This is a genomic window from Roseibium alexandrii DFL-11 (assembly GCF_000158095.2).
Taxonomy (GTDB): Bacteria; Pseudomonadota; Alphaproteobacteria; order Rhizobiales; family Stappiaceae; genus Roseibium; species Roseibium alexandrii.
Map to the genome: position 1 here is coordinate 2072194 of NZ_CM011002.1, position 20427 is coordinate 2092620.

Below are 20427 nucleotides of genomic sequence, written 5' to 3' on the forward strand. Positions count from 1 at the left end.
GTGCAAGTACCATAAACGAAGCCCAACGACGCCAGAACCAAAAAGCATCCGGCCCTTCGGGTGGTCGACCTCAGCCCATCGACGGCGTTGCACCGCTTGACCGATGCACCGCATCGCTCATCACGACGCGCCTCGCCGAGCGAACTCAGTACGACCATCAAATATTTCCGATTAAACGCGACCCGCCCTAAAGATCCGACCTATCCGGACATGACCTTCTACTGCTGGCACTGCGCCTTGATGGAAGGTGTTTTGACGTCCTTTCCGGATCTCGGCGCAGACTTGAATGTCAAACGCATCGCCTGGCCCCGCCAGAGAGTGGACCTCGTTGAGCTTCTCGGCGAAGACCACCAGAGCCTTCCGGTTCTGGTGCTGTCGGATGGCGGGTTCATCGACGACAAGGACGCCATCCTCGAACCCCTCACCAAGCGCCACGGCTATCCCTTCCGCCATCCTTGAAGCCTGGCTTTCGTCTGACCAGAGCTTTTTTTGCCGAAAGGAAACGGCATAGGTCACCGGGTCAAGCCCGGTGATGACGGAGCTGGTGGCGAGTTTCTAGCGACATGACCAACACTGAATATTCAGCCCATGATGGTTTTTCCCAAAACCCCACCACAGCCGTCATTGCCGGACTTGAGGAGCCTGTCCCGGGCTTGACCAGGTGGCAATCCATGCCGTTACAGCAGCAAGGAACAAAGGCTGTCCAGGGAATGTGGCAAACCAAGCGGCGATGGACGCTTAATTCTCACCCTGCCTATCGATTGAGATCCTTACCCAAATCAAACCATTCGGGATTGGTTGCTTCGATCAGCTCGATTTTCCAAGCACGTGACCAGTGTTTGATCGCCTTTTCACGCGAAATTGCCCGCTCAGCGGTCGCATGTTCTTCATACCAGACCAATCGCTTCACACTGTACTTCTGCGTGAACTTGGACCCGGTTCCCTGTTGATGCTGATATAGTCTACGGGACAAATTGTTGGTTACGCCCGTATACAGCGTCCCGTTTTTTTGGCCTGCCAGGATGTAAACCCAAAACCGCCTTATCCGTAGATAGAAAACGGCATAGATCACCGGGTCAAGCCCGGTGATGACGGAGGTTGTGGCGGGTTTCTTGCGAAAAAACCAACCGTGAATACTCACATAAAGTTTTATACACCCTAAAACCAACTTCCTTCGTCATTGCCCGGCTCGACCGGGCAATCCATGCCGTGACCTTTGCCATGAGGCCCGGACTTCCGAGCGGAAATGAACCGTCGTGCCCTCCGATCAAGGTCCGGGGAAGACGGAGCGTATGGAGAGACACTGTGCCAACAGTTCCTTCGTCATTGCCCGACTTGAGGAGCCTGCCCCCGGTTTGACCGGGTGGCAATCCATGCCGTAACGGCTGCTGGTATTTTTGGGCCTCACTCAGACACTCAGGAAATGCGATCAACCTGTCGGCATTTGGAGGGACGAAAGCGCCCCCAGCTTTATCAATCCATATCCCTACTCCGCGGCCTCGCCGTCCCTGCGCAGGATGGCGGCGTAGTCGCGTCTCAAAAGATTGAGTTTCGGGTCGATGTACGTCTTGCAGAACGGGCGCTCGGGGCCGTTCAGGTAGTAGTTCTGAAACCGCTCGTCAGACGGCTTGAAGGCGGACAAAGTGAACACCTTGGTGACTAGCGGTTCGTCAAAGTGCTTTTGAAGGTCGTGCAGGATTTGGGCAACGCGGACGCCGGTGCCCGCATCATAGGTATAGACAGCGCTGCGGTATTTGCCGCGCATCTTGTGGTGTGATGTTGCCGAATGGGTGCGCAGATGAACCTCGATCAGCACCTCCATCGGCAACGCTACTGGGTCAAAGGTGACTAAGACAGCTTCCGACCAGGCATGGTTGGGCGGGTCGGAGCGAACGAAGCCCTGCTCGACATTCGAAATCCCGGCAAGCGTCTGAAAAACGGCCTCGGTGCACCAGTGGCACCCGCCGCCGAGCCCGAGTTTCATCGAGGTCTCCCAAGTTTCTGCAATGGTTCCGTCTCCCGCATGACGGCCACTTTGCCGGGGAAAAGGAGAAATACAAAACGCCGTGACGAAGTTGCCCCCAATCCAGATCCTCGATTTTTGATTGAAGGCCTCTTGGCGCTCTCCGTCTACCGCCTTAAGCTCAGGATCCAACGCCGGAACTTCTCAACGGTAAATCACCACACCTGCAACGGAGCCTTCATGGCGCACAATCACGACCATGACCACGATCACGACCATTCCGAACTCTCGGAAATCGAGCTCCGGGTGCGGGCGCTGGAAACGCTTCTGACAGAAAAGGGATATGTTGACCCACCTGCGCTGGATGAGCTGATCGAGACCTACGAGACAAAGATCGGCCCAAAGAATGGCGCGCAGGTGGTTGCGAGAGCGTGGTCGGATCCGGCGTATCTGGAGCGCTTGCGCGCGGATGCGACCGCCGCGATTGCGGAGTTCGGCTTCACCGGCCGGCAGGGTGAACACATGATCGTGGTCGAAAACACGGCAAACACCCACAACATGGTCGTCTGCACCTTGTGCTCCTGTTATCCGTGGACGGTGCTCGGCCTGCCGCCGGTCTGGTACAAATCCGCGCCCTACCGCTCCCGCGCGGTGCGCGATCCGCGGGGCGTTCTTCAGGAATTCGGCGTCAGCCTGCCGGAGACCAAGGACATCCGGGTCTGGGACTCCACAGCCGAAATCCGCTACCTGGTGATCCCCGAACGCCCGTCTGGAACCGACGGCTGGTCCGAAGAGCAACTGGCAGAACTCGTCACCCGCGACAGCATGATCGGCACCGGGCTTGCCCTTCAGCCCTCCCAACTGGAGGCGGCCAAATGAACGGCGCTCAGGATCTTGGCGGACAGATGGGGTTCGGCCCGATCGAGCTGGAGGACAACGAACCAAACTTTCATGCCAAGTGGGAAGAGCGCGCCTTTGCGATCACGCTTGCCATGGGCGGGACCGGGAGTTGGAACATCGACACTTCACGCCATGCCCGCGAAACCCTGCCGCCGCCGATCTACCTCACCTCTAGCTATTACGAGATCTGGACACGGGGCCTTGAAAAGCTCTGTCTCGACAAGGAACTGATCACCGAAGCCGAGCTGAAGACCGGCCACATGGAAGTGCCGGCAAAACCTGTCAAACAGGTGCTTACGGCGGATAAAGTGGCTGCTGCCCTTGCCAGGGGCGGCCCAGCAGACAGGCCGGAACAGCAACCTGCCCGGTTCAAAGTCGGTGACAAGATCCGCACCAAACGGATGCACCCGGAAGGCCACACCCGCCTGCCCCGCTACGCGCGCGACGCCACTGGCGTCATCGAGGCCATGCACGGTGTGCACGTTTTCCCGGACGCCAACGCCCATGGGCACGGCGAACAGCCGACCTGGCTCTACGGGGTGCTGTTCAAGGGAACCGACATATGGGGACCGGACAGCGATCCGAGCCTCTCCCTGCGCATCGATCTGTGGGAGCCCTATCTTGACCTTGCCTGATCCCGTGCTTGCGACGCCGAAACTGCCGCTCGATCAGGACGGCGGCCCGGTCTTTTCCGAGCCTTGGGAAGCCCGTGTCTTTGCTATGACAGTGAAAGCGCATGAAAACGGAGTGTTTTCCTGGAGTGAATGGGCCGAGACGCTTGGCGCGGAGCTGGCAAAGGACGGCGATGGCGCTTGCCTTGGCTACTACGATCACTGGCTGAACGCTTTTGAAGCGCTGCTGAGCCGAAAAGGTGTCGCTGCGGCTGGACAGCTGCAAGGGTTGCGGGATGCCTGGGACCAGGCTGCGCGGGCCACGCCACATGGCGAACCCATCGAGCTGAAGAGGTGAGTGCCTTGGAACTGAAAGTCCCACCGCCGATCGTTTTCCTTGTCTGCCTCGGACTCCTTTACGCCGGACACATCGTCTTGCCGTTTGCCTCCGTCGCACCGCCGTTCAACACACCGATTGCTCTGATCATTATCTTGATCGGCGGCCTCCTGGGCGCCCAAGCTGTCCTGGCGTTTATAAAAGCCAAGACCACCGTGCATCCAATGCACCCGGAAGAAGCATCGGCTCTTGTGACCAGCGGATTTTACCGCATCAGCCGGAACCCGATGTATCTGGGACTTCTGCTGTTTCTGCTTGCAGCCGGGATCTATTGGGGCACCTTGACCCTGATTGTGGTCGGCCCTCTTTTCATCTGGTACATGACCGAGTTTCAGATCAAACCGGAAGAAACGCGGCTCGCAGACAAGTTCGGGGAAGACTATCTGGACTATCTCACCAAGGTCCGCCGCTGGATCTGATAAAGGCCGCAGGGATCCGCGGCCCGGTCAAATTGTTTAGAGCACGTCATGCTTCGGCGCGTTGATGGCGATGCGCTGGTGTTGAGAGTTTGCGCGCCGCCAGAAACTCAGCCACAGCAAAATCGGCAACGATCAATGCGATACCTGCAACGATGTACCAGCCTGTTGCCGTGAATGCCGCCGCAAACTCCAAAAGCACGATGGCACTTGCAAGCACCCATGCCGCATCCAGGGCAGCGAGAATATTGAGCCGTTGAGCCATTCGCGCCGTGTCACGGCTGGCCCAAAGAACAACCGCAGCAGTCGTCACCAAACCGGCCCCAAGGCCAAGTGCTCCGGTAAACAACCAGCTGCCGGAAGTGACGAACATCAATTCTGTCAAGACGCCCGGCAACATGATCAGGGCAAAGCCGCAGGCCGCGCAAAAAAGGGCATTGGCGGTCAAAACACGTTTTCCAAATTGTTCTGCAGTCATTTTTCAGGTCTCCTGTGAGCGTGTACGCCCCAAAGGATGCCGAAGCCGTGACTGATCTCAATTACCTTGGAGGTAATGGACAAGCCGCTGACATATCGGAATAGTCAGTCCATGACACAGACAGCCTCGAAGTTTCCCGAACTCCTGAAAACCTGGCGATCACGGCGGCGGCTCAGCCAACTTGACCTTGCTCTGGAAGCCGGGCTTTCCCAGCGGCACATCAGTTTTCTGGAAACCGGCCGGTCAAAACCCAGCCGGATGGCCATCTCGCAACTCGGTCTGGCGCTTGGCATGCCCGTCGCGGAGGTGGACACGATGCTGGTGTCTGCCGGATACGCCGCCCCCTCGATGGACCAGAGGTGGAGCGCAGAAACCCGTGCGGCAGTCCAGGCCTCCATCGATCATGTCCTGACAGGGCACGAACCTTTTCCTGCTTTCAGTGTCGACCGCATCTGGACGGTGCAAAAGGCCAATCACGCGGCGCAGACCTTTTTTGCATTTCTCGGAAATACCACCGAATTGAACATCCTGCGGGTCATTCTAAGCCCCGGGCCGGTCAGGGACCGCCTGCGCAATTGGACGGACAGCGCCCGGGCGCTAATGCGCATCGTCGAGATGGAAGCCGCCCGGCGGCCGAATGATCAGGAAGCCCAAGACCTCCTCAAGGACCTGTTGGACTTGCCAGGTGTCCGAGACGCGATGGAGGCGGTTCCAGATGGTCCGCCCGAGCCGGTTCTTGCCCTCAAGATCGGCGTTGACGGCGTGGAGCTCAGCCTGTTTTCCATGATCGCGACCATCGGAATGAGTTCCGATGCGGCTCTCGATGACATCCGCATCGAAACACTTTTACCGGCGGATGATGCGACACGATCCTGGTTTCTTGCGCGGGCTCACTGACCCGGTCATGAGCTACCTGCATAGAAGTGGCTCTTTTTGGCGAACGTATCAGCGGCAAACCGCATGAAGGTACGGATGCGGGCAACGTTCTTCAGCTCCGGGTGGGTCAACAGCCAGATATCGAGATAATGCTCCGGCTCCAGGCCTGGAACACGCATCAATTCGGGATCCGGATCGCCCATAAAGCATGGCATGTGGACCATGCCGAGGCCTGAGCGGGCGGCTGCGTGGGCCGCGATCATGTCGTCAGCCATGACACTCACATAGGCATTCGGAAATCGGGCGAGAATGCGCTTGGGCACGCTTTGCGAGGCCCATTTAAAGACGAGACATCCAATCTCGGCATTTGACGGATTGGCCGCAAGCGAATCTCCGAATTGGCGCGCATGGTCCCTTGAGATGTAATAGGTCCGCTTTTGACGGGTTGCGAGCCGGCCAAACAAGGCTTCGTCCGGCCTGTTGGTCACCCGGACCGCCACATCAGCCTCGCGCCGGTGAAGGCTCAGGATCTCGTTGGCCGCAATCATTTCCATCTGGATCCGGGGATGTTTCTCGGCAAAGGCCTTCATGATGTCAGCGAGCTGTACCTGGAACATCAACTGCGGCGCGGTGATGCGAAGCGGTCCTTCCAGTTCCGCGTCTTGCGCTGTGATGCTGGTATCAAGCGCCAGCATTTCGCGCTCCACACGTCCAGCAACATTCAAAGCCTCCTGCCCGGCGGCTGTCGGCAGGAACCCCTCGGGTATCCGCTCAAACAACCGCGTTCCAAGCTCTGCTTCCAGACTTGCAAGGCGCCGCGAAACGGTCGAATGGGTGACCTTCAAACCGCGCGCTGCTTTGGTGATGTTCCCGGCCTTGGCAATCGCCAGAACAAATTTCAGATCGTCCCACTTTTCCATAGTGTGCATTTTTGCACATGATGCGTCTGCAATTGAAGAATTTTTATCATGACCGATGGACCTTATGTTGTGCGTGTCGCAATCAACGGAGACTTTCTCATGACCACGCACGCCCTTGCCATGATCACAATCACTGACCGGGAACTCCTTGGCGCCTATCGCGAAAAGGCCCCCGCGGCCCTCGCCAGACATGGTGGCGCTCTGGTAACGGTTGATCCGGAACCGATCGTCCTTGAGTCCGCTGGAGACGCACCCAATGTCGCCGCGCTTTTGTCGTTTCCAGACGCGGATGCAGCAAAAGCATGGATCAACGACCCCGATCTCGCCGATGTGCATGCCCTGCGGAACGAGGGTGGCAGATCAACAATCGTCGTGATCCCGAACTAGAGAGCCTGGAAACAAGAAAGAAAAGCCGGGCATCTGCAATGACGCAGATGCCCGGCAGTCATCTCAGGAGGAATGCGTTTGTCAGGATGGGGCCACAATCGCACTTTTTTTGTTTTTCAGCTCAGGTCTAGTTTTTGCCTAATTTCCTGAGCCAGAGCTTTCATAGTCTTCAGCACATCCTGTTTCAGGTTGCTCGACATGAATGCAATGTTGTCTTCCGCCGTTTCAAGGTCCTGTGCTAGCCGGGCAAGGTCCGAACAAATCTCCTCGATCTCCGGATCAGCCGCACAGTTTTCCAAAACAATGGGCCAATCTTCGGGAAATAACGATTTGATCTGCTCCGCATATGACATGAGCCGCCGGAATCTCCTGTGTGGAGCAAGATCGCGGTGTACAACCCAAAAGACAAGTGACACACGGTGACATAAACCGTGACGCGAAACTGCCGCAGCGTCATTTTTGGTTGTTATTCAACGCTGTTTGATGCAAACTTACCGCTATAATGGCAAAACTCGACCCCACAATTGTTTCCAGTGAATTTCACGGTGACTCGGCGCAGGTACTGTCAGCTTTATCGGAGATCTTGGCGAGCGCCACCTTTTGGAACGCGGATCGACTCAAGAGTTTCCTGGAATATGTCGTCCTTGAAACCGTTCACGGGCGCGGCGATGGCATCCGGGGGAAAACCATCGCCCAGGATGTTTACGGGCGGCGTGCCGAGACGGACGGGGACCCCGAAAATGTTGTAAGGGTCGACGCACGCCGGCTCCGTCGGCGCCTTAGCGAATATTATGAGGATGAAGGCCGCGATGCGAAGGTGCGCATCCATATTGACAGCGGCGGATACACGCCGCGGTTCGAAACAGTCTCCGATGCAGAGGCTGCCGAAATCGATGAACCTTCATCCGCTCCCGGTCCTCCCCTCCCCGATCAACCGAAACACCACCGCACACTGCCATACTGGGTGGCAGGAGCAGCGCTCTTTATCGTGACTGCCTTCGGTGCAACGTTTTCCATCTATGGGTTTCATACCCATTCGAGCGAGATCAGCGCGTCTTCGGGCAGGTTGGTTGAAAGACAAGCCATTCTGGAGAAATCTCCGGCTGCGCTGCAAGCCGTCAATATGGCAGAGCAGGCGCGCGATCTCATTTTTCCGATATTCGACGTTGAGCGGCAGCGGCTGTCGCTCGGTTTTTTCAAAGAAGCTATCCGCCTCGACCCGGACTACGCGGGCGGGTATGCGGGCGCGGCCCAGACCACCGGGACGCTTGCTTTGTTGAGCCCGGCCGGCGATCAGAAGGAAACTCTCAAAACCCAAGCGCGCTCCTATGCAGAGAAGGCCGTGGCGCTGGATCCGACCGATCCCTGGTCGCAGTCTGCCGCCTCTTGGGCCGCCATGGCGAACGGGGACTATGCGGAAGCAAGCCGGCTGTCCACGCGGGCAAACGCGATGGCACCAACGGACCTTCATGTCCTGGAGATTTATGGCACGGTGGCCCTTGCAAACGGTGACTTCCAGCTGGCGCTGAACCTGTCGCGGCCACTCATTGAGGCTCAAGAGAAACTGCACCGCACCGCGAACCGGAACGTCTATGCAGTCGCGAATTTCTTTCTTGGCAACTACGCTGAGACCCTTCAGGCACTTAAGATAGCAGCCGAACAGGGGGAGCCCGTTAGCTCTGGCATGCTGGCCTTCAAGATTGCCGCGCACCAAGCCTTGGGCCATACCGAGACGGCTCAAAGACATGCCAAGATCCTGATGGACACTTGGCCCATTCCGATCGACGAGGTCATTGCGCGTTTCATGCGGGACCCAGCCCACCCGGACCGAGTGGCGGGCTACCTCAAGCAGGCCGGATGGTCACCTCCGGACTGAGAATGGGACCGTTTCTACTCGTTCCGAGCGGATTGCCAGATCGGCACCAGTCAATAAGTGGTCCTTTCCGCCGCGCGGCTCGTAGACGTTTCATGCTGAAGTATTTTGCAATCACGTTTGGCGCGCTCCTTCTACTCGGTGGTATCGGAACACTGCTCTGGTCCAACATGTCAAGGTTTCTGGAGCAGCCGCAATTCACACTGGTTGCGTCCCACGGCCCGATCGAAATCCGGCAATACAAATCAGCGGCCGCTGCAGAGGTCACAGTCATGGGTGACCGGGATGAAGCGGCCCGTGACGCGTTCCGGATCCTGTTCGGCTATATTTCAGGAAACAATGGAGCGACCGACAAGATTTCCATGACAGCACCCGTCATCCAAAGCCCTACGGATGCGGAGAGCTGGACTGTCGCGTTCTATCTGCCATCCGATTTTTCACCAGAAACTGCGCCGCAGCCGGAGGACACCAGGGTTTCCATAGTCCCGATTTCGGATGCGACCGTTGCGGCAATCCGGTTTTCCGGGAGATGGTCTCCGCAAAATCTGAAAGAGCATCAGGCAAGACTTGAAGCGTTCTTGCAAGAGGAAGGGCTCACGGCCTTGGGGCCGCCGACCTTTGCGTTTTTCAATGACCCGTTGACCCCGCCGCCCTTCCGGCGCAACGAGGTGCAGATCCGGATCTCCGGATAGCAGAAAAGCCGCCCCGTTCTCCAAGAGCGGCTCTCCTTTCTCAATACATGGGGTCCGGATCAGACGACCGGTTTAACCAGCCGCATACGCCAGGTCACGCTGCCCTTTTTGTCGGATGTCAGCCGGTAATCGTCCAGCACATCCCACTTGTTCGCATCATCCGTAGCATCCCACAGCTTCTCAATAAGCTTGTTGGCACCGGATTTCGGTTTGTTCGGCGAGTACATCGAAAGCGCGATCACGCCGTCGTCCTTGAGAAACGGCAGGTAACGCTCAACAACAGCCGCCGGATCTTCAGCAAAATGAAGAACCTCATTGAAGACGATGGCTGAGAACCGTTCATTTGCCTCCGGTTCAAAGGTGTGCATGTCGCCAGCGCGCAAGGACGCGATTTCCGGATCGACATTGGCAATCTTGAGAGACGCCGGAGACAGATCCATGCCGACGTAACGCTTGACGCCCATCGGCTGGAGCCGTTCATAGAGCAGCCCCTCACCGCAGCCGATGTCCAGCACCTCTTCAATCGAGTTGGTCAGGTTGAGCCACATGCCGATAATGCCGTACCGGCCGCTTTCGGGAAGTGATCGCAAAAAGGCCCAGCGCCCGGCGACGTATTCTTCATCCCAGCCTTCGGCGGTGCTCGCATTGTTCGACATGATTGCTCCATTGGACGAAGCGGACACGGCCGGCCCGCTACTTATTTTTTGATCTCGTGATCACTTATAGGGATCAGCCGCATCGCGCAAACCATCACCGAGGAAATTGAAGGCCAAAACCACAATGATGATCGGGATCACCGGTGCCATCAGCCAGGGATAGACCGTGACGACGGAAATGTTTTGCGCCTCGTTCAGAAGGACGCCCCAGGAGATGGCCGGTCTTCGAAGTCCGAGGTTGAGGAACGACAGAGCCGTCTCGCCAAGGATCATTGCCGGGATCGACAGGCTGGCCGAGGCTATGATGTGACTGGTGAAGCCAGGCAGAAGGTGACGAGTGATGACCCGCTTTGGCTTCGCCCCCATCATGACCGCCGCCTTGGCGTACTCTTCTTCGCGGAGAGACAGGAGCTTTGACCGGACGGCACGTGCTAGCCCCGGCCAATCGAGCAGTCCGAGGATAATCGTCAGGCCAAAATAGACCCAGACGGGGCTCCAGGTCACGGGCAAGGCAGCGGACAACGCCATCCAGAGTGGCAATTCCGGCAGAGAACGCATGATCTCGATCAACCGCTGAATGAGCGTGTCCGCGATGCCGCCGAAGTAGCCGGCAATGCCGCCAAAAAACAGCCCCAACACAATGGAGATCGTAACGCCAACCAAACCAATCGTCAGCGACAGCCGGGCACCGTAAACCAACCCTGAGAACTGGTCCCGGCCCAATCGATCGGTCCCAAGAAGAAATGCGGTACCGCCCTCTGCAGGACAAAACAGATGGACCGTGGCCGGGAACAAACCCCAGAACTCGTAATCATCGCCGGAACAGAAGAACCGGAGTGGCTGCACCTTATCCAGATCTGGAGCGTACTCCCACTGGAGCGTTTCCATGTTGATTTCAGATTTCAAACCGTAAACGAAGGGGCCAACAAACGAACCGTCATGGAAAAGATGCACCGGCTGCGGCGGGGCATAGAGGTGATAGCTGTCCCGCGTATCCGGCGCATAAGGCGCTATTATCTCTGCAAAGGGCACACAAAGGTAGAAAATCAAAAGGACAACGCCGGACCAAACAGCCAGTTTGTGGCGCTTGAACTTCCACCACATGATTTGCCACTGGGAGGCCTGGTAGAACTGCTCCTGCTCGGGGCTGAGTTCTTCGACGACAGCCGGATTGAACGGTTCGGGATCCACATAATGCTCGACTTCCCGCACCGGTGTCTTGTTCTTCAGGTCGTCGCTCATCACGAAGCCCTCCCGCCGAGACGAATTCTTGGGTCAAGCACGGCCAGCAGCAGATCAGAAATCAACATCCCGATCAGGGTCAGAACAGCCACAAAGAGAAGCACAAAACCGGCAAGGAACTGATCCTGCGATTGCAGCGCGGACAAGAGAACCGGGCCGACAGTCGGCAAGCTCATGACGACCGATACGATCACCGAGCCCGAGACGAGAGAGGGAATAAGATTGCCGATGTCTGCGATGAACGGATTGATGGCCATCCGCAACGGATATTTGATCAGAAGCTGGCCTTCTTTCAGGCCCTTTGCCCGGCCTGTTGTTACATACTGCTTGTGCAATTCATCGAGCAGGTTGGCCCTGAGGCGTCTGATCATACCTGCCGTCCCCGACGTCCCGATCACGATGGTCGGGACAATAAGGTGTGCGAGGACTGACATCGCCTTGTCGAAACTCCAGGGCTGGTCGATGTACTCCGGGGCCATCAACCCGCCGACAGCCAGGCCGAACCACTGATTGAAGAAATACAGGAGGATCAATGCGAGCAGAAAGTTTGGTGTGGCAAGGCCCACATATCCGATGAAGGTGAAACCATAATCGCCCCAAGAGTATTGGCGCGTCGCTGAGTAAATGCCGATTGGAAAGGACATCACGTAGACGAACAGAATGGTCGCGAAATTGAGCACAATTGTCAGCGGCAAAGTTGGTCCAACGACTTCCGCCACCGGCTTGTCAAATTCAAACGACCAGCCCCAGTTGCCCTGCAGCAACCCATCCAGCCCATGCGGCCCCGGCCAAAGACCCACCCAGATCAGGTACCGCTCGAAAAACGGACGATCGAGGGAAAACTCCTTGCGGAGGAACTCCAGCTTCGCAATAGACGATTGCTCGCCGGACGTTTTCAGCGCGGCGATCTGGTTTGAAATGTAATCGCCTGTCGGCAACTCGATGATGAAGAACACCAGAAAACTGATCACGAACAAGGTCGGAATCATCATCAAGATCCGGCGCACAATGTAATACAGCACCTAATTTCCCCTCAGCCTCGGAGCTTCTGCATCACGGCCCCGAAAAGTTCCGGGAGCCGGGCGACGCTGAAGATCCAAATGCCATACCGGCAGAAAGCCACACTGCCGGTTTTTGAGGCGGCGCGTTGACAACGGTGCTGCAACAACACCGCTGGCTCTCTTGCCGCCTACAACTATCGGACCAACGCTCTAATCCCGTGTTGTTCCTGCCCGTACCGGCTCCGGCGAACCGGCCCGGAATCTCGTAGCAAACCTTAGTCGTCCATGTAGAATTCATCCATGCGATGAATGCCGTAGTGTGCGCCCGGATCCCACCCGTAGATGCCTTCGAGCGGAACGTTCTTTACGTCCTTGATCACGACAGGTTGGCGCACGCCAGATACGAGGCCGATCCGGATGGTTTCATCCGCATGGATCTGCAGCATTTCCTGCCAGATTTTTTCGCGTTCTTCTGTCGTTTCGGACACTAGCCAGGCCTGATAAAGCTCCATCAACCGTTGTGCAGGCGCCCAATCCAACGGCTCCCCGCCTGTGCCCTTGGTTTCGTAGTGATCGCCCCAAGCATGCCAGGTCAGGCTCTCCGACTGAACAGGTGCCAGATCATTCGGGCTCATGTCCGCGGTCGGGATGCCATTTTCCATGCCCCACCAGACCGACATGACCAGATCGCCGGTGATGGCCCGCTCCCGCAGGTTGTCACGCTGGCTCGGCTTGGAAAACAATTTGACGCCGATTTCAGCCCAGTTTTCTGCAATGAGCTCCAACGCATCCAACTGGGTTTCATCTTCGCCGGATGTCTCCACAATAATCTCAAGTGGACGGCCATCGCTCATCAGCCGGATGCCGTCATCATCGCGCTCGGTCAGACCGATTTCATCGAGCAGTGCGTTGGCTTTATCGACATCGTATTCGGCCCACTTGGTGGTGAACTCCGGCTGATGCAGCGGGCTCCTGCTCAACACGGTGTCATTGCCTGGTGTTCCAAGACCAAAAAACAGCACCCGGTTCAAAAGCGTACGGTCAATACCGAGCGACAAGGCATGGCGGAACCGGGTATCGCGCATCAATTTCCGCCAAACAGGGTCCTTGACCGTGAGATTCGGCAGGATCGACATCTCCGAGCCTTTGGCGTTGGACCAAAGAGCCGTGATGTAGTCGTTCAGCTTCTCGCCCTTTTTCAGCACCGTGATGTCTGAGAAGTTGAGGTTCCGTGCCTGAAGATTGGTCTCCCCGGCCTGTGTCTTGGCCGGAATGAGCTTTCCGTCAGCAACCGTCATGATGATTTCGTCGATATAGGGAAGCTGCTGACCCGCGGAATCGACGCGGTGATAGAACGGGTTCCGAACGAGAATGAAACGAAGATCGCTTTTGTCGTCCCTGCGGATCCAGGGCTGAAGGCTGGGAAGGTCGACATTGCGCGCGCTGTACATGTCATCCTTCTTGTTGTGCAGCGGTGCCCAACTGCGGGCCTTTACCTTCTCAGCTTCCGCCGCGATGGTCTCCGGATCGCCGTACTTTTCATGGAATTGTTTCAGATAATGCGCAGGCCGGTAGATAAACGGCGGGCGGGCCTTGGCGAGCTCTGTCAGGAAGAGCGGGTTCGGCGCATCCCAGGTAAACCGGACGGTCGTCTCGTCAAGCACTTCGAACTTCGGTCCCTTGCCATCAGCCAGCAAGAACGGCGGCAGGCCCGACGGTGTCAGCTCCGGATTACTGACAACGTCTTCAAAATAATACCGGATGTCTTCCGCACCAAAAGGATGGCCATCGGACCATTTATGACCCTCTCGGGTGTGCAGCGTGAAGATACGACCCTCTTCCACATCAACGCTTTCGAGAAGGTCCGGTACCAGTTCCAAGTCTTCGTTGTACCCCATCAGGCGCGCATACCCCCACACGTTGATGAGGCGCACATCTTTGGATCGGCCGATCAGTGTGTTCAGCTTGCCGCCGTGTTCGCCAACGGTGCGCCCCTTGGCTTCAAGGTCCACGATCAACGGCTCGGACGGAACCCGTTCCGCCACAGGCGGAAGTTTGGTATCAAGGCCCGGAGTTTCCTTAAGATCCAATGCGGACGATGGCCCGGCCAGCGCAAAAGCGGCAAGAAAGGCCCCCCCACCAAGAATGCGTTTCAGTTTCATGCTGCAGTCCCCTCAAGTGCTCCGGCATTCTTAAGACCGGGTGCACAAACAAAATGTTCTGGTTCCATCTCGAAAAGCGACGGAACATCGTCATTGGTGACACGGAACGGCTCCGGCCACAGATGCGGTTCGGATGCGCGGTTGGCATCCAGCGCCGAAAAATCTAGCGGTGTGTCGAGATCCGGTTCCGGGACCGCAGACAACAAGGCCTTTGTGTATGGGTGAAGCGGATTGGAAACGACCTCGCGGGTTTCTCCGAGCTCCACCAACCGTCCACGGCACATTACGGCGATACGGTCGGCAATATAGTCGACGACTGCAAGGTTATGGCTGACAAACAAGTATGTCAGATTGAGATCGCGCTTCAGATCCTGAAGCAGGTTCAGGATCTGCGCCTGCACTGACACATCCAGAGCCGATGTCGGTTCATCGCACAGGATGAACTCCGGATTGAGCGCCAGCGCCCGGGCGATGCCAATCCGCTGCCGCTGACCACCAGAAAACGAATGCGGATAGCGCCGCAGAAACCGTGGATCGAGTCCCACGAGGCTTATAAGGCCGCGCACACGTTCTGCGCGCTCTTCCGCTGTGCCAATTCCGTGAACTTCAAACGGCTCCGTCAAAATGTCGTTGATGGTCATGCGTGGATTGAGGGACGAGAACGGATCCTGGAATATCAGCTGGACCCGCCGCCGGTAGTCCATCAGGTCTTCACCTTTGAGAGTGGCTATGTTTTCGAGCCCGTTACCCCGGTTATAGACAACCTCGCCATGCTCTAAATGAAGTGCACGCAGGATCGCCTTGGCGGCCGTGGTTTTGCCTGATCCAGATTCTCCGACAAGACCAAGACATTCGCCACGCTTGATGGTCATATTGATACAATCAAGCGCTTTGAGTGTCTTTGGTTTTCCGCCGAAGAATGATCCCTTGCGAAGCGTGAATTCCTTTGTCACGTTCCGCATTTCCATAAGAGTTTCGCCCGGTAGGACATCGCATTTCGGCCGGTTTTTTGTCAGATCGTCGGATTTCACCTCGATCGGCCGGATGGGAACCAGCCGCTCCGACTTGTCCATGTGAAACCCGGGAACCGCATTGAGAAGCGCCTTCAGGTAATCGTGCTGTGGGTTTCCGAAAAGCTGCTCAGCCGTGCCTTTTTCCATGATCCGGCCATGATAGATTACGGCGATCTCGTCGGCCATGTTGGCAACCACCCCGAAATCGTGGGTGATCATCAAAACCGACATCCGAAGTTCGGACTGCACATCCTTGATAAGTTTGAGAATTTCAGCCTGGATCGTCACATCCAATGCGGTGGTTGGCTCATCGGCAATCAACAGCGCCGGATTGCAGATCATCGCCATGGAGATCATGGCACGCTGGCGCAAACCGCCGGACAACTCGAACGGATATGTGTCCAGCGCTCTCGCAGGATCCGGAAACTGAACCAGACGCAACATTTCCTGGGTCAATTCGCGCGCTTCGGGCGCGGTGACATTGCGGTGGAGTTTAGCCGCCTCGCCGATCTGATCGCCAATCGTATGCAGCGGCGACAAAGAGGTCATAGGTTCCTGAAAAATAATCGCCACCCGGTTGCCACGCAGATGGCGCATCTGAGCACCCTTGCGGTCCAGCGCAGCAATGTCGACCGGCGGTTCTGCGCCTGTCGGATCGGACAGGATCACTTTTCCGGATGCCACCGAAGCGGACGGCGGCAGCAAACCCATGATGGTTTGGGAGATGACCGTCTTGCCGGAGCCCGATTCTCCAACAAGTGCAACGGTCTTGTTCTCCGGGACCACGAAGGAAACATCGTTGACCGCCTTGGTCCGTCCCTCGGCCGTATTAAACTCTACCGTCAATCCCTCGATGGAGAGAACATTCACCGTCAATTTCCTCCCGGGCAAAGGTTATTACACTGATGCTTACCCAGCCTGTGTTGCGAAACAAAGACAACCAAATTTACGCTGTATTAGCAACGCAATAATCCGGAAGCGGTGCTGTGATCTAGATCACGCCAACCTAATAATGCCTATCATATGCGCAACTTACACACACGTTACGAATTGAAGGCAATTACTCCGCTGCGGAAACCGGCGCTTCCGATGCTTCATCTACGGGCAAAACGTCGATTGCGGTTGGCGCCAGCCAGTATACTTCCATCCGCCCGGACCGGCCGCGCAGGTAATGTTCGCCGACCTGTGTCTGGCTGTGTTCATTCGGCAATCGGCATACGGTCTCTGCGCTTGCCAGAATTGTTATCTCCGGCTCACCGGCCACTTCGCGGCCCAAATGCTGCAGCCGTTCTGCAGCGTTCACTGTATCGCCGACCACCGTGTAGTTCCAGCGGTCCAGAGCGCCAACATTGCCAACCAGCACCGGTCCTGTGTGGATCCCGATCCGCATCCTCAGCGTCACGCCACCTTCGGCTTTGGCCGTTTCGTTTGCCTGCATTTGGGCGGCTGCAATGCGCCGGGCTGTCCGAACCGCTGCTTCTGCGTGATCCGGCTGGTCGTCCGGCGCGCCGAAGAAGGCCAGCATTCCATCACCCATGAATTTGTCGACCGTACCGCCTTCGCTTTCAACAGCTTCCACCAGAATCGCAAAATGCTGATTGAGAAGCGCGGCCGCTTGTTCCGCGCTCATGTTTTCAGAAAGAGCCGTGAAACCGACAATGTCCGTGAACAGGATCGTCAGCTCCGCCTTGCGGGCCTCGGCTGCCTTTTGCCCGCCAAGGCGCATGAGCTTGATGAACAATGACCGTGGAACGTAGGTGTTCATGGCCTTGAGGCCTTCCACCATCGCATTAAAGGCAGAGGCAACCTGATCCATCTCCACGACGCGGCTGCGCGGCAGTGGCTCAACGTCTTGCAGAGACAAGGTCGCAACCCGCTCGGACTGGCGCGCCAGATTGCGCAACGGGCGAGCTACGCGGCGCCCGATCCAGATCGCTACCAGAACGGAAATAACCAAGGCCCCTAGACCTACAAAGCCTGACCCCGCCAAGCGCCGGACCTCCCGCGAGACAGTCGCACCAAGGTAATATTGCCCAACGGTCAGAGGCTGATCACTGAAGCCGGGGACGACCCGGCGCATCATCAGATATTCATCGTCGGCTGCGTCGATGATCGAGACATCGATGCCAAGCTCCGAGGCGCGCTCAAACTCTTCGAGTTTTGTTTCATCGCCCATGGCGGCCAAGACCGGGTCACCAATTGTGTCCCATGACCCCGGTAGGTTTTCGGCAATGCTGCCGCCGGTCTGAATCCAGTCCGCGTCGGAGTGCATCAAGACGTCTCCGTTGCCATCGAGGATGAACACCGTGTTGTTGACGCCCTCATCCTGGCTGGCAACGATGATGGACAGGTTTTCCATCGTGGTTGCCGCCGTCAATACGGCAAACATTTCGCCATCATGAACAAGCGGCGCGGAGACGTTGGCAAAAAGCCCCACTTCATGCCGCATGATCGGGCCCCATGTCGGAGGGCTATCGGCCGAGAGCACCGGGACGACTTCGTCTCTCATGCCCGGCGGCGGCGCGTCCGAATTGATCCGCCACAGCTTGCCGTTTTTCGCCCGGTAGACCCCGAGACGGCGGCCGTCTGCATAGGTGATGGCAAGCGTGGTCAGGTCCGTGTTGGTCTGGAGCGCGATTGAAAAATCTTCGTAAATCCGGTTTCGGTCCTCGATCGACAAGGTGCCGTCTTCAAAGAAAGGCTTCAGGCCAATCACCGCATTCTCAACTGACTGGAAATGGGTGCGCACTTGGGTCTCAAGCGACTGCGTGCTCAAGATCGTCTTGTCGTTCAACAAGGAGAAGGTGTTCTGGAAATTCGCGGTCACTGAAAGGGCCAGGACCAATCCGATGGCCAAAGCCACAAACCCGCCGAAGCCGAGCCCGACAATCGTCGTCAGCTGAAGCCGGACACGCCGGGGTTTGCGAAAATTCAGCGCCATCTGGCTCCGTCCTGAGTTTGCCTAAAAATCGTAATGCCTGACAGTTGCCTTCAAATTAAGGCAGCCGCCGCGAAGAATACCATCCGATTGTTTCCCCTGCGGCTTCAGTCTTTTGCGGCCTGAAGTTCACGTAGCGCCAGATCCTGCAGGAGAATCACCGTTTTGGCATCCCGGATACGGCTATCGGACACCATCAGAAGCGCCTCTTCCAGTGGAACATGAAGCACTTCGATGTCCTCTCCTTCACTTTCCGCACCGCCGCCCTCGCCCGTACGCTGGCGCTCCTGATAGCTGCCGCGGAAATAGGACAAGACCTCCGTGATGGACCCGGGGCTCATTTGCAGATCGAAGAGATGCTCCAGCTCCGATACTTCAAAGCCGGTTTCTTCCATCAACTCCGCACGCATCCGCTCGTCTGGTCGCGCACCTTCAAGCAGGCCAGCCGGCGCCTCGATGAACGCTGCGGACCCATCAGTGAGCCAAACGGGCAAGCGGAATTGACGTGTTAGAAGAACACAGCCTGTTTCCGGATTGTGCAACAAGCACGCCGCGCCATGGCCCCGGTCATAGACCTCGCGGGTCTGCCGCTGCCAGGTCCCATCCCGGCGCCGGTAATCAAGCGTGTATTTGGTGACCTTGCCCCAATTGTCCGACAAAAGCTCTTCGTTCAGGATCTTGAGGAAGTCAGTCTCCTTCACCGGCGCGCTCATAGAGATCAACCCTCGTCTGTCAAACCAAGCTCAGCCAGGATCTCGGCGGTGTGTTCGCCAAGTGCAGGCGCTGCCCGCTCCAGAACAAGCGATCCATTCTTGAACCGGATTGGCGTCCGGACCGAAGTCACAGACCCGCCATCCACATCCGTTGCCGGCAAGTCGACTTTCATCTCCCGGTGATTGATCTGCTTGTCTTCAAAGACATCTTCTACCGAATTGATCGGACCAGCCGGAACACCCTCCATTTCCAGAGCTGCAAGGAGATCGTCCCGCGCCCGTGCCGCGGTCTCTTCTGTCAGGATTGCAACCAGTTCCGTTCTGGACGCAACCCGGGCGGCATTCGTGGCAAACTTCGGATCGTCTGCTAGCTCCGGTCGGCCCAGCACTCCGCACAAGCGCTTGTATTGCCCGTCATTGCCCACCGCGATGATGAGGTGGCCATCACTGGCAGAAAAGACCTGATACGGCACAATGTTGGGGTGCGCATTGCCCAAACGCTTTGGGGTTTTGCCGGTCACGAAATAGTTGAGCGCCTGATTTGCCAGAACACCGACCTGGGCGTCCAGAAGCGCCATGTCGACCCATTCACCCTCCCCGGTCTCATCACGGCGGCGGAGCGCGGCCAAAACGCCGATCACTCCGTAAAGACCAGTAAAGATATCCGCGAAGGCGACGCCAATCTTTTGCGGAGCGCCATCCGGATCGCCGGTCAGGTCCATGATGCCGCCCATACCCTGGATCATAAAGTCATATCCAGCACGATGGGCATAAGGTCCATCCTGACCAAAGCCAGTTACGGAGCAATAGATTAGCTTCGGATTGACCTTTGACAGGCTCTCATAATCAAGGCCGTATTTGGCCAGTCCGCCAACCTTGAAGTTTTCAACCAGCACATCGGCATCCGCCACCAGTCTGCGGACAATTTCCTGCCCTTCTTCGGTGCGGAAATCGACCGTAATCGACCGCTTGCCGCGGTTGCAGGAATGAAAATAAGCCGCATCGCCCGCCTCACCGCCCTCGGTGTTTAGGAACGGCGGGCCCCATCCTCGCGTATCGTCGCCCTGTGGCGCTTCGACCTTGATCACATCGGCGCCGAGATCAGAGAGGGTTTGGCCGATCCATGGGCCTGCCAGGATCCGGGCCAATTCAACGACTTTGATGCCTTTGAGCGGCGCTGTCATTTGGT

General features: G+C 57.2%; 22 protein-coding genes. 9 read left to right on the top strand and 13 right to left on the bottom strand.

The annotated features are described in order from the left end of the window. The first annotated feature begins 156 nt into the window (after window positions 1-156). A complete protein-coding gene (locus SADFL11_RS09540; protein WP_265936780.1) occupies window positions 157-459 on the top strand; it encodes a DUF3088 family protein in 303 nt (100 codons plus the stop codon). Between the two features lie 295 nt (window positions 460-754). On the opposite strand, the gene SADFL11_RS09545 is transcribed toward SADFL11_RS09540, so the two are convergent. Then, window positions 755-1045, bottom strand: a complete 291-nt coding sequence (locus SADFL11_RS09545; protein ID WP_040453189.1) for a GIY-YIG nuclease family protein — start codon at window positions 1043-1045, stop codon at window positions 755-757. Window positions 1046-1486: 441 nt separating this feature from the next. After that, window positions 1487-1984 carry a peptide-methionine (S)-S-oxide reductase gene (locus tag SADFL11_RS09550; protein WP_040451761.1) on the bottom strand — a complete coding sequence of 166 codons (498 nt, stop codon included), beginning with the start codon at window positions 1982-1984 and terminating at the stop codon, window positions 1487-1489. Window positions 1985-2203: 219 nt separating this feature from the next. On the opposite strand from SADFL11_RS09550, the gene nthA reads away from it, so the two are divergent. Genes nthA through SADFL11_RS09570 form a run of 4 tightly spaced genes read left to right on the top strand, consistent with a single transcriptional unit; the run spans window position 2204 to window position 4290 of the window. Then, the gene (gene nthA, locus SADFL11_RS09555) at window positions 2204-2842 is read left to right on the top strand and encodes a nitrile hydratase subunit alpha (protein WP_008196541.1); all 639 of its coding nucleotides are present in this window, start codon (window positions 2204-2206) and stop codon (window positions 2840-2842) included. After that, the gene (nthB, locus tag SADFL11_RS09560) at window positions 2839-3498 is read left to right on the top strand and encodes a nitrile hydratase subunit beta (RefSeq protein ID WP_008193620.1); all 660 of its coding nucleotides are present in this window, start codon (window positions 2839-2841) and stop codon (window positions 3496-3498) included. Before nthA ends, nthB begins: the two co-directional genes overlap by 4 nt. After that, a complete protein-coding gene (locus SADFL11_RS09565; RefSeq protein ID WP_040453186.1) occupies window positions 3491-3832 on the top strand; it encodes a nitrile hydratase accessory protein in 342 nt (113 codons plus the stop codon). The genes nthB and SADFL11_RS09565 overlap by 8 nt, the downstream gene beginning before the upstream one ends. Further along, entirely contained in the window at window positions 3829-4290 is a 462-nt protein-coding gene (locus SADFL11_RS09570) for a methyltransferase family protein (protein WP_008192670.1), read from the top strand. The genes SADFL11_RS09565 and SADFL11_RS09570 overlap by 4 nt, the downstream gene beginning before the upstream one ends. A 46-nt stretch (window positions 4291-4336) precedes the next feature. Here SADFL11_RS09570 and SADFL11_RS09575 read toward each other — a convergent pair whose 3' ends face one another. Beyond that, window positions 4337-4765, bottom strand: a complete 429-nt coding sequence (locus SADFL11_RS09575; RefSeq protein WP_008195586.1) for a hypothetical protein — start codon at window positions 4763-4765, stop codon at window positions 4337-4339. Window positions 4766-4876: 111 nt separating this feature from the next. Here SADFL11_RS09575 and SADFL11_RS09580 point away from each other — a divergent pair, with 111 nt between their 5' ends. Beyond that, window positions 4877-5662: a helix-turn-helix domain-containing protein gene (locus SADFL11_RS09580; RefSeq protein ID WP_008192021.1), complete on the top strand. Its 786-nt coding sequence runs from the start codon at window positions 4877-4879 to the stop codon at window positions 5660-5662. A gap of 5 nt (window positions 5663-5667) precedes the next feature. On the opposite strand, the gene SADFL11_RS09585 is transcribed toward SADFL11_RS09580, so the two are convergent. After that, window positions 5668-6570 carry a LysR family transcriptional regulator gene (locus tag SADFL11_RS09585; RefSeq protein WP_209002776.1) on the bottom strand — a complete coding sequence of 301 codons (903 nt, stop codon included), beginning with the start codon at window positions 6568-6570 and terminating at the stop codon, window positions 5668-5670. A 39-nt stretch (window positions 6571-6609) separates the two neighbouring features. Here SADFL11_RS09585 and SADFL11_RS09590 point away from each other — a divergent pair, with 39 nt between their 5' ends. Continuing rightward, complete coding sequence (locus SADFL11_RS09590) at window positions 6610-6948, top strand: DUF1330 domain-containing protein (RefSeq protein WP_008195354.1); 339 nt, start codon at window positions 6610-6612, stop codon at window positions 6946-6948. A 116-nt stretch (window positions 6949-7064) separates the two neighbouring features. On the opposite strand, the gene SADFL11_RS09595 is transcribed toward SADFL11_RS09590, so the two are convergent. Continuing rightward, window positions 7065-7301 (bottom strand): hypothetical protein, encoded by a 237-nt coding sequence (locus SADFL11_RS09595; RefSeq protein WP_008188914.1) that lies wholly within the window; start codon window positions 7299-7301, stop codon window positions 7065-7067. Between the two features lie 230 nt (window positions 7302-7531). Here SADFL11_RS09595 and SADFL11_RS09600 point away from each other — a divergent pair, with 230 nt between their 5' ends. Next, window positions 7532-8824 carry a tetratricopeptide repeat protein gene (locus SADFL11_RS09600; protein ID WP_008190734.1) on the top strand — a complete coding sequence of 431 codons (1293 nt, stop codon included), beginning with the start codon at window positions 7532-7534 and terminating at the stop codon, window positions 8822-8824. Between the two features lie 92 nt (window positions 8825-8916). Beyond that, window positions 8917-9513, top strand: a complete 597-nt coding sequence (locus SADFL11_RS09605; protein WP_008194345.1) for an SOUL family heme-binding protein — start codon at window positions 8917-8919, stop codon at window positions 9511-9513. A gap of 59 nt (window positions 9514-9572) precedes the next feature. Here the strand turns inward: SADFL11_RS09605 and SADFL11_RS09610 are convergent, their stop codons facing one another. The 8 genes from SADFL11_RS09610 to SADFL11_RS09645 form a co-directional block, all read right to left on the bottom strand. Further along, window positions 9573-10169, bottom strand: coding sequence for a class I SAM-dependent methyltransferase (locus SADFL11_RS09610; RefSeq protein WP_008192114.1), 597 nt, complete (start codon window positions 10167-10169; stop codon window positions 9573-9575). Between the two features lie 60 nt (window positions 10170-10229). Next, window positions 10230-11411, bottom strand: coding sequence for an ABC transporter permease (locus SADFL11_RS09615; RefSeq protein WP_008192674.1), 1182 nt, complete (start codon window positions 11409-11411; stop codon window positions 10230-10232). Next, window positions 11411-12433 (bottom strand): ABC transporter permease, encoded by a 1023-nt coding sequence (locus SADFL11_RS09620; protein WP_040451754.1) that lies wholly within the window; start codon window positions 12431-12433, stop codon window positions 11411-11413. The genes SADFL11_RS09615 and SADFL11_RS09620 overlap by 1 nt, the downstream gene beginning before the upstream one ends. Window positions 12434-12687: 254 nt before the next feature. Next, window positions 12688-14574 carry an ABC transporter substrate-binding protein gene (locus SADFL11_RS09625; RefSeq protein ID WP_008191147.1) on the bottom strand — a complete coding sequence of 629 codons (1887 nt, stop codon included), beginning with the start codon at window positions 14572-14574 and terminating at the stop codon, window positions 12688-12690. Further along, on the bottom strand, window positions 14571-16457 hold the full coding sequence (locus tag SADFL11_RS09630; protein ID WP_040451753.1) for an ABC transporter ATP-binding protein: 1887 nt from the start codon (window positions 16455-16457) through the stop codon (window positions 14571-14573). Before SADFL11_RS09630 ends, SADFL11_RS09625 begins: the two co-directional genes overlap by 4 nt. A gap of 190 nt (window positions 16458-16647) precedes the next feature. Then, window positions 16648-18528 (bottom strand): adenylate/guanylate cyclase domain-containing protein, encoded by a 1881-nt coding sequence (locus SADFL11_RS09635; protein ID WP_008194673.1) that lies wholly within the window; start codon window positions 18526-18528, stop codon window positions 16648-16650. A 104-nt stretch (window positions 18529-18632) separates the two neighbouring features. Continuing rightward, window positions 18633-19238, bottom strand: coding sequence for an NUDIX domain-containing protein (locus SADFL11_RS09640; RefSeq protein ID WP_008196577.1), 606 nt, complete (start codon window positions 19236-19238; stop codon window positions 18633-18635). 5 nt (window positions 19239-19243) lie between these two features. Continuing rightward, entirely contained in the window at window positions 19244-20422 is a 1179-nt protein-coding gene (locus SADFL11_RS09645) for a CaiB/BaiF CoA transferase family protein (protein ID WP_008192441.1), read from the bottom strand. Between the last annotated feature and the right edge of the window lie 5 nt (window positions 20423-20427).

Coding starts and splice junctions, on each gene's coding strand:
- SADFL11_RS09625 (WP_008191147.1), bottom strand. CDS start 14,574: ATGAAACTGAAACGCATTCTTGGTGGGGGGGCCTTTCTTGCCGCTTTT.
- nthB (WP_008193620.1), top strand. CDS start 2,839: ATGAACGGCGCTCAGGATCTTGGCGGACAGATGGGGTTCGGCCCGATC.
- SADFL11_RS09645 (WP_008192441.1), bottom strand. CDS start 20,422: ATGACAGCGCCGCTCAAAGGCATCAAAGTCGTTGAATTGGCCCGGATC.
- nthA (WP_008196541.1), top strand. CDS start 2,204: ATGGCGCACAATCACGACCATGACCACGATCACGACCATTCCGAACTC.
- SADFL11_RS09615 (WP_008192674.1), bottom strand. CDS start 11,411: ATGAGCGACGACCTGAAGAACAAGACACCGGTGCGGGAAGTCGAGCAT.
- SADFL11_RS09590 (WP_008195354.1), top strand. CDS start 6,610: ATGACCGATGGACCTTATGTTGTGCGTGTCGCAATCAACGGAGACTTT.
- SADFL11_RS09580 (WP_008192021.1), top strand. CDS start 4,877: ATGACACAGACAGCCTCGAAGTTTCCCGAACTCCTGAAAACCTGGCGA.
- SADFL11_RS09575 (WP_008195586.1), bottom strand. CDS start 4,765: ATGACTGCAGAACAATTTGGAAAACGTGTTTTGACCGCCAATGCCCTT.
- SADFL11_RS09550 (WP_040451761.1), bottom strand. CDS start 1,984: ATGAAACTCGGGCTCGGCGGCGGGTGCCACTGGTGCACCGAGGCCGTT.
- SADFL11_RS09640 (WP_008196577.1), bottom strand. CDS start 19,238: ATGAGCGCGCCGGTGAAGGAGACTGACTTCCTCAAGATCCTGAACGAA.
- SADFL11_RS09635 (WP_008194673.1), bottom strand. CDS start 18,528: ATGGCGCTGAATTTTCGCAAACCCCGGCGTGTCCGGCTTCAGCTGACG.
- SADFL11_RS09610 (WP_008192114.1), bottom strand. CDS start 10,169: ATGTCGAACAATGCGAGCACCGCCGAAGGCTGGGATGAAGAATACGTC.
- SADFL11_RS09585 (WP_209002776.1), bottom strand. CDS start 6,570: ATGCACACTATGGAAAAGTGGGACGATCTGAAATTTGTTCTGGCGATT.
- SADFL11_RS09595 (WP_008188914.1), bottom strand. CDS start 7,301: ATGTCATATGCGGAGCAGATCAAATCGTTATTTCCCGAAGATTGGCCC.
- SADFL11_RS09605 (WP_008194345.1), top strand. CDS start 8,917: ATGCTGAAGTATTTTGCAATCACGTTTGGCGCGCTCCTTCTACTCGGT.